Here is a 17,020-nt window from a genome sequence, read left to right on the forward strand (position 1 = left end):
CCCAGCACGTTGACAATCAATACTCAAAACACAGAATTTTGTATAAATAATGATACCCAAATATACACTATTTAGAATTAATATAAAATAACAATGACAGATAACCTTATCGACACGACAGACCCAAATGATCATCCTTCTCTCATGAGCCCCGGGGCTTTAGGCCGTCTATTACAACCTGTCCGTTTAAAGCTACTTGCCGCAACCTTGCTGTCTGCAATTGCTGCGGCAGCTGGTTTGGCTCCTTACATAGCCATTGCGGAGATTGGCCGCCACACATTAAGTTTATCGAGCGGCTCCTTCGCCCATGACAAGCTTTGGCTCTGGGTCACCATCGGATTACTTGGTGCGTTCTTACGTTTACTGCTTACATTCTTTTCATCACGTATTGGCCATTATGCAGATGCCGAAATTCTACATAACATACGTGTTCGCATCGTTCGGCATTTAGGAATACTCCCGTTAGGATGGTTTCGATATAAGGGAGCTTCGGCCGTAAAGAAGGTTATGACTAATGACCTTGAAGAGATGCATCAATTAATAGCACATTCCTTGCGCGAAACTGTTGGTGCGGCAGTTGCTATACTGGTGGGAAGCGCTTACTTGGTTGCGGTCGACTGGCGAATGGGCTCGGTAACGATCTCCGTGCTCGCGTTGATGTTTGTTTCCTATCGAATCGCCATGCGATCCATAACATTGCATATGAGTAAGTTGCTTGCCGCGGAAGCTCGGATAAGCTCGGCTAGTGTAGAATATGCAGATGGTATCAGCGTCGTAAAAACGTTTGGCACAAGCGGTCGAATGATGCGACGATTTGCTAAGGCGGTTGACGAACATACGAAAGCAATGTCTGCATGGGTATCCGAAACCAAATATAGTTCCGCGTTAGCGAGACTATTAGCATCTGAGATGACGGTATTTGGGGTAGTGATGGTATCGGGGCTATTTTTTGTTCGTTCCGGATCGCTTGCCATCGGTGACCTGATTCCATTTCTTATTGTAGGAATTGGACTGCCCACGTCAATTGTACCGGCAATACATGGTGGGCAGGGGCTACGCAAAGGGCGGTTGTCTGCTGGAAACATAGAAAATCTATTGAATCGAAAGCCGTTACCCGAACCATCGCAACCTCAAAACGTGCAAGGACATCGAATCATTTTTAATGGTGTTTCTTTCGCCTATGACGGACATAATATGGTTTTGAAAAACATTAATATGACCTGTGAACCTGGAACTGTAACAGCGCTAGTGGGACCATCTGGGGCGGGGAAATCAACACTAGCCAATTTGTTACCTCGCTTCTACGACGTGACAGCTGGATCGATATGCATAGGTGGTGTAGACATACGGTCAATACCGTCCAAGCACTTGCTAACATCTATGTCCCTAGTTTTTCAGGACATCGTGCTCCTTCGAGATACCGTCGCTGAAAATATTCGCATCGGTAAGCCTAGGGCATCATTTTCCGAAATTAAAGAGGCAGCCCAAGCTGCTCAGATCCATCACGTTATCGAACAATTGCCCAATGGTTATGATACCATCCTAGGTTCTGGTTCTAGCGGACTATCGGGGGGCGAGCGCCAACGACTGACTATTGCCAGAGCGATTTTATCGGGAGCTCCAATTGTTATACTCGATGAGGCTACGGCGTCGCTCGATCCAGATAGCGAGCTAGCTGTACAGGATGCATTGTCAAAACTTGCTTCGGGAAAAACAATGATTGTCATCGCGCATCGGTTGCATACCATTAAGGAGGCCGATCAAATTGTGGTCATCGACCGCGGTCAAATCGTTGAGACAGGAAAGCACAATGAATTGATTGTCGCTAATGGACTTTACAGCCGTATGTGGAATGCACAACAAAAAAACCAAAATCAATATGATAAAGAAACTATATAATCTATGGCCCGAGCCCGGATTGTTGATTAGGCTTGGCGCACTACATGCAATCAATGCGGTTCTACAAGGTGTACTTCTAGGAATGCTAATACCAGTTTTACGAGTGCTATTGCAGCCAAAACCAGATTTTTCTGCAGCTGAACCGTGGCTGATAGTGGGTGGAATAGGATTGTTTGTCTATGCGATATTGACGATTATCGCAACGCCAGTAGGATTTACTGCAAGTATGGAGCTTACCGCAAAACTAAGGCACCGCGTGATGGAGCATATTACCTCATTGCCGCTTGGATGGTTCACAACGGAACAGAAAGCGCGCATGGCACGATCGATTACGGCTGATGTTGGTAACGCGCCAAACCTCGCCGTAACTATCGGTGCTCCGGCAATTACCGCGACATTGGTGCCAGCTACACTTATTCTGGTCACGTTTTTCGTCGATTGGCGAATAGCTCTCCTATTGTTGAGTATCATGGTGCTAGCACTTGTGGCGTTAAGACACGCAGGTAACGTTGCTGCTATCGCCGATGAGGAACTTGAGGAAACCGCGACAGAAATCGCTGGACGTGCCGTCGAACTTGGTCAGGCACAAACTGTACTCCGTGCAGCCGGATTGGGTGTTACAGGGACGTCACGTATGCAGGAAGCCCTGGAGGGACATCGTATTACCTATCGTAAGGGATTGCAAAAGTCTATGTGGCCCGATCTTACTTATACGGGCGTGGTCATGGGCGGCTTTATCGCATTGATTGTGCTGGGCACGCAGTTACTGGTCGATGGTACGCTTTCGGTACCCGATACCATCGCTCTGTTTGTAATTGCGGTACGCTTTCTTGAGCCGCTTGGTTCCCTTATTGAGTTGATAGGTGCTTTGCGTGCAATGAATAATGCGGTAACGAGGGTTCAGGGTATCCTTGATACCCCGAGTCTACCAAAACGCAACAATGGCATAAAAACAGTTGAGGATGCAGATATAACACTAGAAAACGTACGGTATTCCTACGGGAATAATTTAGCGTTAAACGGCGTTTCTTTCCATTGTCCTCCCGGTAGTACCACGGCTTTGGTAGGAGCATCTGGTTCAGGGAAGACTACCGTGATACGGATTATAGCGAGATTCTTTGATATCGACAGCGGCACTGTCCGTATTGGAGGTAAGGAAATAACATCATACGACTACGATAGCTTGATGCAGCATATCGCTGTTATCTTTCAGGACGTATATCTATTTGACACATCGATTGAGGATAACCTAAGACTCGCGAAACCGGATGCATCCAAGGCGGAATTGGCAAAAGCAGCAGAACTTGCATGCCTAGACGAAATGATCGGGCGATTACCTAATGGTTGGGAAACAAGAGTTGGAGAAGCAGGTACGTCGTTGTCAGGTGGCGAACGTCAGCGGGTTTCAATTGCAAGAGCATTTCTTAAAGACGCACCTATTGTACTGATTGACGAAGCAAGCTCTGCGCTAGATCCCGAAAACGAACAGGCAATCAGCCGTGCGATAGCCAATTTGGCCGGTGACGGTAAACGTACAGTAATCGTTATCGCACATCGGCCAACAACCCTTGCGGCTGCTACGCAAGTAGTCGCCTTACATGAAGGACAGGTGGTAGAATTAGGTAACCCTGCGGAGCTAAGGATCGGCAACGGCGTTTTTTCCAAGCTATATAAACAGTATGAGAAAGCAAGGAGCTGGTATATCCAAAAAGAGTATTAACAGAGATGGTAGCACTGTGATTAATAATTTAAGGACGCCCATATATACGTTAAAGCTATTGATGAGCTGGATATGGACGATCTGGCTCGATGGTTGGCGAAAGCTCGCGATATTCAATGGGATTATAAAAATATAGCTAAGAGAAAGGGCAGGCTAGTAAAGGTTAAAATAAGATATGTTATTACACGGGATCGAATAATAAATTGTAATTTAGATCAGTAGTAACATTCAAAGCATCAGTTCCTATGAATAATACCCGAGTTTATAAAATGTCGTTTGCAGGTGTCTACCCACATTATATCCAAAAAGCGGAAAAAAAAGGACGCACAAAGGCAGAAGTCGATGGAATCATATTTTGGTTGACTGGATATGACGAGCAGTCATTACAAAGGCTGTTGGATGAGAAAGTTGATTTTGAGACTTTTTTCATGAAAGCGCCCCAAATTAATCCCAATGCTTCAAAGATAACAGGTGTGATTTGTGGCTATCGTGTCGAAGATATAGAAGATAAACTTATGCAGCAGGTTCGCTATTTGGATAAACTGATTGACGAACTAGCAAAAGGCAGGTCAATGGAGAAAATTCTGAGGAAATAGCGGCGAGTGCTTCTAATTAAAAGCATAAAACTCAGATAAAAACTGTATCGTTGTTAACTCCAATTTAATAGTAAACACATGTAAAATAATTTCTTTCAGGCGTTTAGAATGCAACGAGCCTCATTAAAAGGCTGTGCGCGATTTGTTTAACCGTTAAAAGAAAGAACTTATGCTTGTTCTCCAGAATTTATCATATATACATCCTAACAAGGAATTGTTGCTCAGCAACATCAATCTTACCGTTAATCCAAATGAGAAAATCGCGTTGATCGGAAATAACGGAATAGGAAAATCTACGCTATTGAAAATTATTGCAGGGACGCTAAAACCATCGACAGGTACATTCCAGATAGAAAACAAACCGTATTATATTCCACAGGTGTTCGGGCAATATAATCACCTAACGATTGCAGAGGCATTGGGAGTTAATAAAAAATTGCACGCGCTCCATGAAATTTTAAAAGGTAACGTTTCAGAAGAAAATTACGATTTGCTTGACGATAATTGGACGATCGAAGAGCGTTGTAATGAAGTTCTCCGTGATTGGCACCTGAACGATCTGAATTTATCACAAAATATGGAAACATTAAGCGGAGGGCAGAAAACAAAGGTGTTTTTGGCAGGCGTCGCCATTTGTCAGCCCGAATTAGTTTTATTAGATGAGCCAAGCAACCATTTGGATATGATGGGCAGGCAGCTTTTGTATGACTTTATTCAAAAGACAAAGCAAACCCTTATTATTGTAAGTCACGATCGGAAATTACTGAACATCTTAAACACCGTCTGTGAACTCAATAAAAATGGTATTAGGGTCTATGGAGGTAATTATGACTTCTATGTCCAACAAAAACAAATAGAAGTCAACGCACTTACGCAAGATATCCACAGTAAGGAAAAAGCATTGAGAAAGGCTAAAGAGAAGGAACGCGAGACGATTGACCGGCAACAAAAGTTGGACATCAGAGCGAAAAAGAACGTAGGTAAAATGGGACTTCCCAAAATAGTTGCCAATACGTTGAAAAACAGCGCAGAGCGAAGTACAGCCAAAATTTCAGGGGTACACACAGAAAAAATCGGAAATATTAAACAAGAACTTCAAGACCTGCGCTCTTCGTTTTCGGAAACCGATCAAATGAAATTCGAATTTGACCACTCAAAACTACATAAGGGCAAAAATCTGTTTACCGCAAACAACATTAACTTTTACTACAAACAGGAAGAATATCTTTGGAACGAAAATATTAACCTGCAAATCGTCAGTGGAGAACGTATTGCCATAAAAGGTGTAAATGGTTCGGGGAAAACAACATTAATCCAATTAATTTTAGGCAATATAGAACCACAGGTTGGATCCGTTTATCGATCCGATAGCAGAGCGATTTACATCGATCAAGAATATTCTTTGATTAATAACAGTTTGAAGATTTACGAACAGGCACAAAAATTCAATAGGTCTTTGTTGCAGGAACACGAGATTAAAGTTAGACTAAGCCGTTTTTTGTTTACCAAAGATAGCTGGGACAAGCCCTGTAATTCGTTGAGTGGAGGAGAAAGAATGCGTTTAATGTTATGTTGTTTAAATATTACGAACCAATCACCCGATATCATTATTTTGGATGAGCCCACGAACAATCTAGATATCCAGAATATCGGAATATTGACCAACGCCGTCAACGACTATTGTGGGACATTAATCGTAATCTCCCACGATGAAACGTTCTTAGAACAGATCAATATCGAAACGATAATTGCCCTATGAGGACAATTAATTCAGTGTTCCTAAACTATCCACACCCATATCATGCTGAGCAAGTAGACCTTGGTCGTCCGTGGGCTGTACAATTTTTGTACTCGCCATATATCCTGGATTATCCGCGTAAATATAAAGAAGTGTACCATTCTTTATTTTATTGATGATAGGCTTTGTGACATGACGAGGTAGTGCCGGGCACCCGTAGCTCCGTCCTAGACGGCCCGTAGATTTGATAAACGATTCGCTGCAATAGTCTGCACCGTGTATTACCACAGCTCTTGCTTTTGCTTGGTCATTAATGCCTTTTTCAAGCCCGTTAAGGACTAATGAATAGCCATTGCCGCCTTGATAGGTGTTTTCAGTTTCATAAAATCCTAATGAACTTTGATAGGAGCCATGTTTATTCGAAAAAGAACGAGCATATTTATCACCGGAGTTACGTCCGTGCGACACAATCGTATGGAATAAAATCTCTTCATTTTTCATATCCAACACAACCATTCTTTTTTCAGTTGAGGGCAATGTAAAATCGATAACCGTTAGAATATGATCATATTTGGGTTGCAAGGTTTGATATCCCTGCATGGCCTGTTCAAAGGCTTCGTATTTCAAAACAGACTCCAAATTCATCTTACGGTAAAGGAGTTTGGTTTGGTCGATTTTTGGAAGAGGTTCCTTTATTGCATTTTCAACTGCTTTTTCTTTTGGGAGATGTTCTGTTAGCCTAGTCGGTATATAACTCACTAAAAACGACGTAAACAGCACTAATATTAAACTACGCATAGGCAAAAAAATAAATTCAAATGCAAAGGTAGCACTAATTTGATTATCAAAGTGTTAAATTATGTCAAGATCATTCAATGACGATAACCAATGCATTGAAAGTTTCTGCCCAATCGTATACAAATTTAGCATGTGAGGACGCATTGCGTACACACATGTGCGATCGCGGCGTCGTTCCCAATGACCAGCTATGTTCTATAATAGGTGCATTCACACTTTGCGTCGGCACACCATGTATATAAGCACCATTTGTAAAGCGGCTAGCATAAGGCGCATAACCGTGAATAGTATTGGTACCATCTTTCAAATAAAACATTTTGGCCTTCTTTTCCTGGACGACAAATATTCCTAACGGCGTTTCGTGGGCATAGGGCGGTTTATGAACCCCGGAAGTAGCGGGATTCATGCTTCGGATAACCCATTGGCAATCTCCCGTGCGTTCTGTTGTAAGTATATTTTGATTAGTAACGTCCACAAAAGCAACACGATGGAACGTTACACTGTCACCGATAGTTTTCACATACCGGCTGGGCGTCTCCCACGTACCCTCGAAAGACACACCCTCTAGTTTCACCCTATCTAATGTATCGCTAGTCAACAATTTTGCAAGTGCACCATCTCGTCCGTAAATCGTCGGAGCCTCTGTTTCACCTACGACATAAAGGGGGGCAGCTTGATAGCGTTCAGTACCTAACGAGTCAGAAATGAGTTTATATTCATTACGATGGTAATTCTTTACCAAAGGTGCTTCCCGGTTTTTGTTTTTTCGGTTTTGTAATACGGCATAAGATGCCGGTGTTCGTTGAAAATTTTCAACAAACGCAAGTTTCTCTCTGATTTTATCTAGTTGAAAATGTCGAGTAGTATCTTTATAAGGATAAGTTTCCTCCAACGTATGCTTGTCGTATGTCAATTCTTTGGAAAGCTTAATGTCATCAGCAGTCCTTGGTCTCTTTCGCTCTTCCTCTTCCGCTTTCCTAACCATTTCCAGCGAATCTGCTCTTCGCTGTTCTACCGGGTCAATTCTTTGGGGCTGGTGTCCTCGGTTGCAAGACCAAGTCGCAGCGCAAATAAATAGAAGTGATAACGTAAAATATACTCTCATGTATCGAGTTAATAGTTTGTCGATAAGCTGTTGCCGCAAAGATATATAACTTGCATGAATTATCATTCAGAGAAAGATATAATTAATTCACACTAGTTTCGTTTCCTCTACGAGTAAACCTAGTGTAATGAGCTCATTTATTCAAGGGAGATGAGACAATCATCGGTAATTATGCTACTGAAAAATGTTTTTTTCCTTATTTCGTTCAACAGGTACAAATTGTACTTACAATCTTCTATATTAGCCTATACGTAAGATAATTAAAATGAAATGGTTCATCTGCATAGTGATAGCATGTGTCTCTTGGTCAGCAAAATCCCAGGGGATATTCCACGTTCGCGGTGGTAAACCAGTGTCCTTTAAATTTGAATTAGTGAATAATGTGGTCCTGATACCATTAACTATCAATGGCATATCATTCTCCTTTCTGCTAGATACAGGCGTGAAAGAAACGATTTTGTTCGCAAATACTGATGACTCTCTGTATTTGAAAAATCAAAATAAGATGAAGTTTCGAGGTATAGGTATCGAAGATGGAGTTGAAGGAATTCTATCGACAGGTAATGTTATCGAGGTTGGCAACGTAGCCGTGGATTCTCTGCATTGGATATATGTGATACAAGCTGTTGAGTTGGATATCTCCAGTGATGTCGGCGTAGCTATTAATGGTATACTCGGCTCTAAATTTTTCAATAGTTTCGCCGTAAAACTAGATTATCAGAAACAGCGCATAACGCTATTCCCATCCGATTACGATTATGGAAGATCCGTTCGAAAATATACATATGTTCCGTTAGCTATAGAAAATGAACGACCCTACGTCGACGCTGATATGTTGATCGACACTGCTTGGCTGAAAGGGAAGATGTTGCTGGATATGGGAAATACCTCACCGTTAATGCTGTTTGCCTTCTTGCTTCCAGATTTCCATATCAAAGGACCTTATGTAGAAGAATACATCGGCCGTGGTTTTAATGGCGCTATATATGGAAAGCGCAATCGTATTAGAAAAGTCGCACTGCAGAACTTTGCATTAAACTACCCTATCGTGGCCTATCCGGATTCCAATGCTTTATTTATGAGTAAATTAGCGGAAAATAGGATAGGCTCGGTTGGAAACCAAGTGTTGCAACGCTTTCATTTGCTAATAGATTACAGTAAAAATGCACTATATCTTCGCAAGAACAAGATGTTTGCTAAGCCATTCTTATTGAATATGGCAGGAATTGAAGTGCGACACGATGGCATGATTTGGCGCAAAGAATTGGTGAAAACAGTTTTACCAAAAAAAGACGAGAATAAAATAGCTGACCACGGAATTACTATTAATCTAGCTAATGATGCGTTCCAATATACTTTTGTATTGCAACCTACCTATCGGATAGCCGGTGTACGTAAAGATTCTCCTGCTGCCGAAGCAGGGGTTCAGGTTGGTGATACATTGCTTAAAGTGAATGGAAAACCTGCAGGTAAATTAACTTTAGCTAAGATTATGGGGGCATTGCAGTCTCGTCCGGGCGAAATTATTCGCCTTACGTTGCGACGAGATGATGAACAATATGATATACGTTTTCCGCTTGTAGATCCAATTCCTTTTTAATTTATCTCAACCGAGACGTCAATATTCATTGATACAATATGGTTATTTACCGAGATCTCGTCAGCCGTCAGAAAGAAAAATAAATAGATGAAACCTGCATGAATTGCCTTTCAAAAAGGATACGAACAATTCATGCAAGCTTCATTACCATAAAAAAACAAATTATTCTAATGAAAATTATTGGCATTCCATTTTGAAATACCTTTATTTGCAAAAATCATTCATTATAAATGGCAAAAAATTTACTGATTGTAGAGTCACCGGCGAAAGCCAAAACAATAGAAGGATATTTAGGAAAGGACTTTTTGGTAAAGTCTAGTTATGGTCATATCCGCGATTTAGTGAAGACGGATGACGCCATTGACGTAGAAAACAACTTTAAACAAAAATATGAAGTGCCGTCTGATAAAAAGGCTGTGGTTAGCGAGTTAAAGAAATTAGCTAAAGCTGCAGAGACGGTGTGGTTAGCTTCCGATGAAGATAGAGAAGGAGAAGCCATCTCCTGGCATTTGTTTGAAACACTGTCGCTAAAAGACGATAAAACGAAGCGTATCGTTTTCCATGAGATCACAAAGCCAGCCATCATGAGAGCCATAGACGAGCCCCGTAAAATTGATTATAATTTAGTGAATGCCCAACAGGCACGTCGCGTATTAGATCGTTTGGTTGGTTTCGAGCTTTCGCCTGTTTTATGGAAGAAGGTAAAGCCTTCGTTGTCTGCTGGCCGGGTACAGTCTGTTGCTGTCCGTCTCATTGTCGAGCGAGAAAGAGAGATCAATAAATTTACCGCGGAAGCCTCCTTTAAGATTGTGGCGCAATTTACGACTGGTAACGGAAGAGAGCAATTTAAGGCAGAATTGCCACAACGTTTCGAGCAAAAAAGTGATGCAGAAGCATTTTTGCGAGATAGCATACAGGCTGCTTTCGCGGTCAGTTCATTGGAAAAGAAGCCCGGGAAGCGTTCGCCGGCAGCTCCGTTTACGACATCCACGTTACAGCAGGAAGCCAGTAGAAAACTGGGATTCTCTGTAGCACGGACAATGCAAGTCGCGCAAAGACTGTACGAAGCTGGGCATATTACCTATATGCGTACCGATTCCGTTAACCTAAGTGATACCGCTGTTCAGGCCGCACAGCAGGAGATTGTTAATGCTTACGGCGAAAATTACCATAAACAACGTCGATATAAAACTAAATCTGCTGGCGCGCAAGAAGCACATGAGGCTATCCGTCCAACTTATTTTTCGCACCATACCGTTGAAGGCGATCCCGCGGAACGTCGTTTGTATGAGTTGATCTGGAAGCGTGCCATAGCATCACAGATGAGTGAAGCGGAATTCGAGAAAACGACAGCTAAAATATCCGTTTCTACCCGACGGGAAGAACTCGTAGCTACGGGAGAGGTGATGAGATTCGATGGTTTTCTAAAAGTCTACATGGAATCTACAGACGAGGAATCCGAAAACACCAACGAACAAAACGGGGAAAACACATTGTTACCTCCACTAAACAAAGATCAGAGCCTGACACTAAAGGCGATGAGTGCCACGGAACGCTTTTCGCGTCCACCGGCCCGTTATACCGAAGCGTCCTTGGTGAAGAAGCTGGAAGAATTGGGGATTGGACGTCCTTCTACATATGCGCCGACTATTTCCACTATACAAAATAGAGGCTATGTGGTTAAAGAGGATAGGGACGGTAGAGAAAGGCAATTTGTTGTACTCCAGATTGCGGATAATAAAGTCTTGGAAGAAATAAAGACAGAAACGACAGGAGCGGAGCGAGCGAAGATGTTTCCGACCGATATCGGCGTGTTGGTAAACGATTTTTTAGTGGAGCATTTCCATGATATTATCGACTATAATTTTACAGCAAAAGTAGAAAAGGAATTCGATGAAATTGCCCAGGGTGGTAAAGAGTGGACAATGATGTTAAAGGATTTTTACGAACCATTCCACCAAGGCATTCAAGATACGTTGGAACACGCTGAGCGTGCAAGCCACGAAAGGCAATTAGGAACGGATCCCGCGACGGGAAAACCCGTGAGCGTACGTGTCGGAAGATTTGGCCCGCTAGTGCAGATTGGTTCTGCAGATGATGAAGAAAAGCCACGCTTCGCCTCCTTACGTAAGGGGCAGATGATCGAAACTATCACCTTTGATGAAGCTATGGACCTATTCAAACTTCCTAAAAAGGTCGGCCTGTTTGAGGATAAAGAGATGACAGTAGCTATCGGCCGATTTGGTCCATACATCCGTCATGCAAGTGCGTTTTATTCGTTGCCCAAAGGAATGGATCCAATGGACGTGACGGAACAAGATGCAACCCAGATTATCCAGGAAAAACGCAAGAAAGATAGGGAAAAAGTGATTCGCGTGTTTGAGGAGAATCCAGATGCTCGAATCGAAAATGGTCGATGGGGGCCGTTTATCCGGTTTGGCAAGCAAAACGTAAAAATTCCGAAAGGTACAGATATCGATAAGATTACATACGAGGATGTGCTGAAATGGGCAGAAGCCGATCCGAAAGGAAAAGCGAAGGCTGCTGCCAAAGTGGCTACAGCTAAAAAGGCGACAAAAAAGACTACAACTAAAAAGACTACAACTAAATCGAAGAAATAAACGGGAATGAAAAAGGATTTACCCGATAATCTTGTAGAAGATATTTCCATTGCGGTAGTGCTAGAAAGCTCTACACCCTCAGAAAAGGTCTGGAATGTGTATTTGATTAATGAAAAACAATTACCGCTTACGAATGTCATTGTATCATCCAAAGGGTATGGCGAAAAAGACGGAAGAGAGGTAAAAACAACAGTATTACGTCATTTTTTAGGTGAAATAGAAGCAAGGGCATTCTATAAAATCGAAGCAATCGATCCGCAGGTATTCGGATTGACGAACGAGTATTGGTTAAGCTATTATATTGATAAGACCATTTACGATAAAAAATATATCTTTCTACCTGAAAGCATTGTCGACGAAAATCTAGTCAAAGTTCCGCTAGTAAATAAACCTGGAATTGTAATAGGAGGGCGTAAATAATGGAACGAGTGAATTTTATAATCGCAATTGATGGATTTTCGTCTTGCGGAAAAAGCACGGTTGCAAAAGCGGTAGCGAAGAAATTACAGTTCGTATTTATAGATAGTGGCGCTATGTACCGTGCCGTGACATTGTACTTTTTGAGGCACAACATCGATTTAACGGATACAGCGGAAATCAACGCTGCTCTGGAACAGATTCATATTGATTTTATACCTCGCACTGATAAGGTATGCATTTTATTGAATGGCGAAGATGTCTCGGAGGAAATCCGAACAATGCAGGTTTCAGAAAAAGTGAGTGAAGTAAGCGCACTCAAGGAGGTGCGGCATGCGTTGGTCAAACAACAACAGGATTTGGGGAAACGCCGAGACATTGTGATGGATGGACGAGATATCGGTACAACTGTATTCCCTGACGCGGATTTGAAGATATTTATGACTGCAAGCCCGGATGTACGCGCACGAAGACGATTAACTGAGTTGTTGGCTAAAGGTGAATCGGTTTCAATAGAGGAGATAAGACAGAATTTATCCCACCGAGATCACCTCGATAGCACACGCGAAGAAAGCCCATTAAGACAGGCGGAAGACGCTATTGTTATAGATAATTCCGATTTGACGCAGGACCAGCAGCTAGAGATAGTGCTAAGCGAATATGAGAAAAAAAAGAGCGGGCATTAAAATGCCCCTGGATCATCTCCTTCCTGTAGCACTAATGTTGCGGTGTTTGCATGCATACGTAGTCGATTACTCATACTCGACCTGAACAGGCGCTCCAGCAGGCTTTTGTTTCGCTTTACCACACAAAGTAGATCGATGCGATTGCTTTCGATGTATTGATTTAACGTATGTTCTACCGATTGATCTAGGTCCAGCAATACGAATTCAAGGTTGTCGTGCGGGAACATTTTCTGCCAACGATCGGTCACACCGATAATATCAACGTTTTTCTCTTTTAAGACGTGTGCACATTTGACTTTTACACCAAATTTATCTGCAATCTCCATGATTTGATGTAAAGCCGCTTCGTCTTTTTCTCGAAAAAGCGTCGTAAACAAAATTTCATTGATGCCATTATATTTTGCTTCTCTTGGCACAGATAAGACAGGTGTTTTTACACCACGGATGACTCCCAAGGTATTTGAACCAAAGATTTTATCGATTACACCATCGGCCCGGTTTGTTCCCATGACGATTAGGTGAATTCCCTCCATTTCGATGATGCGCTGGGCGTTAGCAACGACTGTACCTTCTTCAAAAAGAAAAGTCAGCGGTACACTGGAAAGGTTGTATTCATTTGCCATTTTATGGAGGTCCGCTGTATGTTTCTTGAAATTCTCGAATTGATGCAATTCATAGTTTTCATATACTTCCGGTACGAGTTCGGGTTGTCCAGCATGTGTCGCCGATAACACGGGTTGCATATACGTGTGGACGACGTATAGGCTGGCATCCATTTCGTTGGCCAGATGCAGAGCGTATATAAACGCATTGTTTGCTGCGTTTGAAAAGTCCGTGGGGAATAATATCTTTCTCATAACTTTAAGTTTTATATCATACAGCAAGTTAAATTATTTTCTTGATTTTTACAAGCTTTGTGACATGAAATATCCATGATCTCCAAGCACAGATAAAGTAATCTGATATACCATTACGACCTTAAAGAACAGATTATTTGCATATAATCTTTTTTTGAGGCTGTAGCGTTTTGTAAAAGAAAAACGTTTCGCTATAAATAAAACAAAGATATATGGCAGAATGTTAGCTCTCTGTTCTGGTAATTGAAGATTAATTCGTTAAATTGGCATACCCGAACAGGCGATTTTAAGTGAAAATTGTTCAGCAATATTGGAAAAAGGCGAGACCATTGACCTTACGAGAGGCTTTGGAAGATTGTGTCGTGGGTAAAAGTGAGCGTGGTAAATCGTTTGTATATAAAAAATATTACGGCTATGTCATGGCAGTTGTGCTTCGCTATATTACGGCAGAGATGGAGGCGGAAGAAGCTGTGAACGAAAGTTTCGTGAAAGCATTTAGAAAAATAGCTTCATTTGAAATGCATGCCGATGGGGAAGCGTTGGAAAAAACGTTTCGTTCTTGGCTAGCACGCATTGCAGTAAATACATCAATAGATTTGTTGCGAACGCGAAAGCCAACAAGCTTTTTAGAGGATACATCAGATGAAGAGATAAGCTCGCATATGGTGATGATGACAGATAGGTTGGGCGTGGAAGATATTATGAAACTTCTAAAGCGATTGCCGGATATCCAACGCTCCATTTTTAACTTGTTTGAAATCGAAGGTTATTCACACGAAGAAATAGGAACGATGCTCAACATTCCGGAAAGTACATCGAGAACATATTTGACACGCGCCAAACAGCGCTTACGAAAATTGTATATAGCAGAGTTCAGCATCTCGCATAATATACATTCTTAAATGATAAGGGGACATGAAAGATAGTAAAGAACTTATCGATCTCATTAGAGAAGGGCTTAAGAATGCCGAGGAACTTCCGTATAAAGAGGGAGCCTGGGAAGCTTATAAGGCAAAACATGAGCCAGCTGGAAAAGTAAGACGTTTTGGGCCTCTTTGGGCGGCAGCGGCAGTAGCTGCTATTGCTGGCTTTATTTTATTGTTTAAGGATTGGCAGAATTCTAATGAGCCACACCGTGTTGTAACAAGCGATCGGGAATCTGTAGCACCTTTCCCCGTGCCCAGAGAGGAGCCGGCTGACAAACAAGTAGAAGAGGGGCGGGATAGGTTAGCCTTGGTTACACCGAAGAATGATAGGGTAAAAGAGAAAGACCTCGTGACGTTAGATAGAAAAGCTATACAAATGTCTGACATGACACGTCTGGTCGACCTGTCTATGCTAAAAACGGAGCCTAAAGTACCTGACCTAATAGTGTTTAGCGACGACAATAAATCATTTGCAGCTACGCCGTCGGACAATGATTTAATAAAAGGTCAACAAATTGATCCCCATTTTGCTTATAAAAACGAAATGGCTCGTCAATTGTCTCCCAAGAAACTACGCTTGACAGATAGGTTTGAATTGGGCGCTTTTGTAAGTCCATCGACTACCGACCGAAGCTTCGATCTCGGCGGAGGACTAGTGCTTGCTTATCAGTTTAATGATAAGCTTGCCATCCGTACTGGCGCGTCTTTTAATCAATACGAGGTGGGGATGTTGCAATCACACGTAAAGGAAGTCGGCGAAGAAATAAAGCGAGCAGAAGCCCCTATAAAGGATGCAGATCAGGTTATTTCTAAACAAGCCTCGATGCTTCGTACCGATAATTTTTTTGTTCCTAATTTAAATGCTGTAACTGGGAAAGTGCAAACTTTAGATATTCCCCTTGAAATACGGTATAACCTAACGAGACAATTATATGCGACAGGAGGAGTTTCATATGCGGCTGTCTTGTCTCAGGAACGCTATGACCATTATGAGCAATCTGCTGGCATACCGACCTATTCCAGCGCATCCGATTCGGATAGTCCTACTGAAAATTTGGTTAGTACGGTTGAAACGACCCGGAAAAGCGACGATCAAAATATAAATACCAATGGGTTTGGGGGATTCGTCAATTTTTCAGTCGGTCGAAGAACGAATATAGGCAAAACAATGAAAATTTCTATTGAACCGTTTGTGAAGTTTCCAGTAGGTCAATTTAGACGGGCCGATATGAACTATACGAATGGTGGTATACGTATTATGACAAGTTTCTAATAGGATTAACTGACCTATATTATATTTTGTCAACCCTTACCCAGCCCATGCCCGCAGCTATCGCTCCCTGAACACCGGGGTCGCCGTCTTCAAAAACGAGGCAATCAGCAGGGCTTACTTGAAGTTGCTCGGCAGCCAAGAGAAAGGGTTGCGGAGATGGTTTGCCTTGGGGTGTATCGCCCGCACACACCAATGTCTCAAATTTACCCATAACATCGATGACGTCCAAGGTTATGCTTAAGGTCGAACGAGAACCTCCCGAAACAATTCCAATCTTCTTTTTTCCTACATTTTCCAAAAGGTGGTGTAAGACAAAGTCCACGGGTTTAGTTTGATGGATAAACTGCTCAATAAATATATTGGATTTCAATTTTGCAAAAGCCAGCGTATCGATATTCTTATGATAGCGTCTACTGATTTCAGCCGCAACGTCGACTGTCGGCCAGCCGGCAAGTTCCTCAACAATATTGTCGTCCAGGTCAATTCCATATTCTGCTGCGGCCGCTACGTATGCGGCTTTATGTGCAGGCATATTATCGGCCAGCGTCCCATCCACATCGTATAATAACGCGCTAAAATGTTTAGATTTTTCCTGTAAGAGTTCAAACTTTTTCTGTGATTCCGCATTCATGCCGCAAAAATACATAAAAATACGATAGAGGCCGTCTCAAAAATAACTGAGGCGGCTTTTTCATTTTTGGAGGTTTCCCAATATTTTTATCGAAGGTTTTCTGTTTTTCTGATTCTGTAATGGTTTTGGGAAGACCGGAAGGCATGTTCTGTT

The 17,020-nt window shown here is 42.2% G+C and carries 15 protein-coding genes; 10 read left to right on the plus strand and 5 right to left on the minus strand.

Features of this window, described 5'->3' with window-relative positions:
• The first annotated feature begins 93 nt into the window (after positions 1-93).
• The 4 genes from C5745_RS19075 (at position 94) to C5745_RS19090 (ending at position 5,974) form a co-directional block, all read left to right on the plus strand.
• A complete protein-coding gene (locus C5745_RS19075; RefSeq protein ID WP_207795855.1) occupies positions 94-1,899 on the plus strand; it encodes an ABC transporter ATP-binding protein in 1,806 nt (601 codons plus the stop codon).
• Entirely contained in the window at positions 1,880-3,619 is a 1,740-nt protein-coding gene (locus C5745_RS19080; RefSeq protein WP_105718626.1) for an ABC transporter ATP-binding protein, read from the plus strand. Before C5745_RS19075 ends, C5745_RS19080 begins: the two co-directional genes overlap by 20 nt.
• A gap of 245 nt (positions 3,620-3,864) precedes the next feature.
• Entirely contained in the window at positions 3,865-4,215 is a 351-nt protein-coding gene (locus tag C5745_RS19085) for a DUF2200 domain-containing protein (protein ID WP_105718614.1), read from the plus strand.
• 169 nt (positions 4,216-4,384) lie between these two features.
• Complete coding sequence (locus C5745_RS19090; RefSeq protein WP_105718615.1) at positions 4,385-5,974, plus strand: ABC-F family ATP-binding cassette domain-containing protein; 1,590 nt, start codon at positions 4,385-4,387, stop codon at positions 5,972-5,974.
• A 6-nt stretch (positions 5,975-5,980) separates the two neighbouring features.
• Here the strand turns inward: C5745_RS19090 and C5745_RS19095 are convergent, their stop codons facing one another.
• Both C5745_RS19095 and C5745_RS19100 read right to left on the minus strand, forming a co-directional pair.
• Complete coding sequence (locus tag C5745_RS19095) at positions 5,981-6,751, minus strand: murein L,D-transpeptidase catalytic domain family protein (RefSeq protein ID WP_243403401.1); 771 nt, start codon at positions 6,749-6,751, stop codon at positions 5,981-5,983.
• Positions 6,752-6,821: 70 nt separating this feature from the next.
• On the minus strand, positions 6,822-7,856 hold the full coding sequence (locus C5745_RS19100; protein ID WP_105718616.1) for a L,D-transpeptidase: 1,035 nt from the start codon (positions 7,854-7,856) through the stop codon (positions 6,822-6,824).
• Positions 7,857-8,121: 265 nt separating this feature from the next.
• Here C5745_RS19100 and C5745_RS19105 point away from each other — a divergent pair, with 265 nt between their 5' ends.
• The 4 genes from C5745_RS19105 (at position 8,122) to cmk (ending at position 13,180) form a co-directional block, all read left to right on the plus strand.
• A complete protein-coding gene (locus C5745_RS19105; RefSeq protein ID WP_105718617.1) occupies positions 8,122-9,456 on the plus strand; it encodes a PDZ domain-containing protein in 1,335 nt (444 codons plus the stop codon).
• Between the two features lie 230 nt (positions 9,457-9,686).
• Positions 9,687-12,077 (plus strand): type I DNA topoisomerase, encoded by a 2,391-nt coding sequence (gene topA / locus C5745_RS19110; RefSeq protein ID WP_105718618.1) that lies wholly within the window; start codon positions 9,687-9,689, stop codon positions 12,075-12,077.
• A gap of 6 nt (positions 12,078-12,083) precedes the next feature.
• A complete protein-coding gene (locus tag C5745_RS19115; protein ID WP_105718619.1) occupies positions 12,084-12,497 on the plus strand; it encodes a hypothetical protein in 414 nt (137 codons plus the stop codon).
• The gene (gene cmk, locus C5745_RS19120) at positions 12,497-13,180 is read left to right on the plus strand and encodes a (d)CMP kinase (protein ID WP_207795856.1); all 684 of its coding nucleotides are present in this window, start codon (positions 12,497-12,499) and stop codon (positions 13,178-13,180) included. The genes C5745_RS19115 and cmk overlap by 1 nt, the downstream gene beginning before the upstream one ends.
• Here cmk and C5745_RS19125 read toward each other — a convergent pair.
• On the minus strand, positions 13,177-14,037 hold the full coding sequence (locus C5745_RS19125) for a universal stress protein (protein ID WP_105718621.1): 861 nt from the start codon (positions 14,035-14,037) through the stop codon (positions 13,177-13,179). The genes cmk and C5745_RS19125 overlap by 4 nt on opposite strands.
• Before the next feature lie 290 nt (positions 14,038-14,327).
• Here C5745_RS19125 and C5745_RS19130 point away from each other — a divergent pair, with 290 nt between their 5' ends.
• Entirely contained in the window at positions 14,328-14,939 is a 612-nt protein-coding gene (locus C5745_RS19130) for an RNA polymerase sigma factor (RefSeq protein WP_105718622.1), read from the plus strand.
• A gap of 13 nt (positions 14,940-14,952) precedes the next feature.
• A complete protein-coding gene (locus tag C5745_RS19135) occupies positions 14,953-16,236 on the plus strand; it encodes an outer membrane beta-barrel protein (RefSeq protein ID WP_105718623.1) in 1,284 nt (427 codons plus the stop codon).
• Positions 16,237-16,255: 19 nt separating this feature from the next.
• Here the strand turns inward: C5745_RS19135 and C5745_RS19140 are convergent, their stop codons facing one another.
• Positions 16,256-16,867, minus strand: a complete 612-nt coding sequence (locus C5745_RS19140) for an HAD family hydrolase (protein WP_105718624.1) — start codon at positions 16,865-16,867, stop codon at positions 16,256-16,258.
• On the minus strand, positions 16,839-17,020 hold a 182-nt coding region (locus C5745_RS20540; RefSeq protein ID WP_207795857.1), incomplete at its 5' end, for a hypothetical protein. The genes C5745_RS20540 and C5745_RS19140, both read right to left, overlap by 29 nt.

The sequence above is a fragment of the Sphingobacterium haloxyli genome (assembly GCF_002980525.1).
GTDB lineage: Bacteria > Bacteroidota > Bacteroidia > Sphingobacteriales > Sphingobacteriaceae > Sphingobacterium > Sphingobacterium haloxyli.

Bases quoted from the DNA above. Each gene is read 5' to 3' on its own strand.
- C5745_RS19085 (WP_105718614.1), top strand. From the start codon at position 3,865: ATGAATAATACCCGAGTTTATAAAATGTCGTTTGCAGGTGTCTACCCA.
- C5745_RS19100 (WP_105718616.1), bottom strand. From the start codon at position 7,856: ATGAGAGTATATTTTACGTTATCACTTCTATTTATTTGCGCTGCGACT.
- cmk (WP_207795856.1), top strand. From the start codon at position 12,497: ATGGAACGAGTGAATTTTATAATCGCAATTGATGGATTTTCGTCTTGC.
- C5745_RS19090 (WP_105718615.1), top strand. From the start codon at position 4,385: ATGCTTGTTCTCCAGAATTTATCATATATACATCCTAACAAGGAATTG.
- C5745_RS19095 (WP_243403401.1), bottom strand. From the start codon at position 6,751: ATGCGTAGTTTAATATTAGTGCTGTTTACGTCGTTTTTAGTGAGTTAT.
- C5745_RS19140 (WP_105718624.1), bottom strand. From the start codon at position 16,867: ATGAATGCGGAATCACAGAAAAAGTTTGAACTCTTACAGGAAAAATCT.
- C5745_RS19105 (WP_105718617.1), top strand. From the start codon at position 8,122: ATGAAATGGTTCATCTGCATAGTGATAGCATGTGTCTCTTGGTCAGCA.
- C5745_RS19135 (WP_105718623.1), top strand. From the start codon at position 14,953: ATGAAAGATAGTAAAGAACTTATCGATCTCATTAGAGAAGGGCTTAAG.
- C5745_RS19115 (WP_105718619.1), top strand. From the start codon at position 12,084: ATGAAAAAGGATTTACCCGATAATCTTGTAGAAGATATTTCCATTGCG.
- C5745_RS19075 (WP_207795855.1), top strand. From the start codon at position 94: ATGACAGATAACCTTATCGACACGACAGACCCAAATGATCATCCTTCT.
- C5745_RS19125 (WP_105718621.1), bottom strand. From the start codon at position 14,037: ATGAGAAAGATATTATTCCCCACGGACTTTTCAAACGCAGCAAACAAT.
- topA (WP_105718618.1), top strand. From the start codon at position 9,687: ATGGCAAAAAATTTACTGATTGTAGAGTCACCGGCGAAAGCCAAAACA.
- C5745_RS19080 (WP_105718626.1), top strand. From the start codon at position 1,880: ATGATAAAGAAACTATATAATCTATGGCCCGAGCCCGGATTGTTGATT.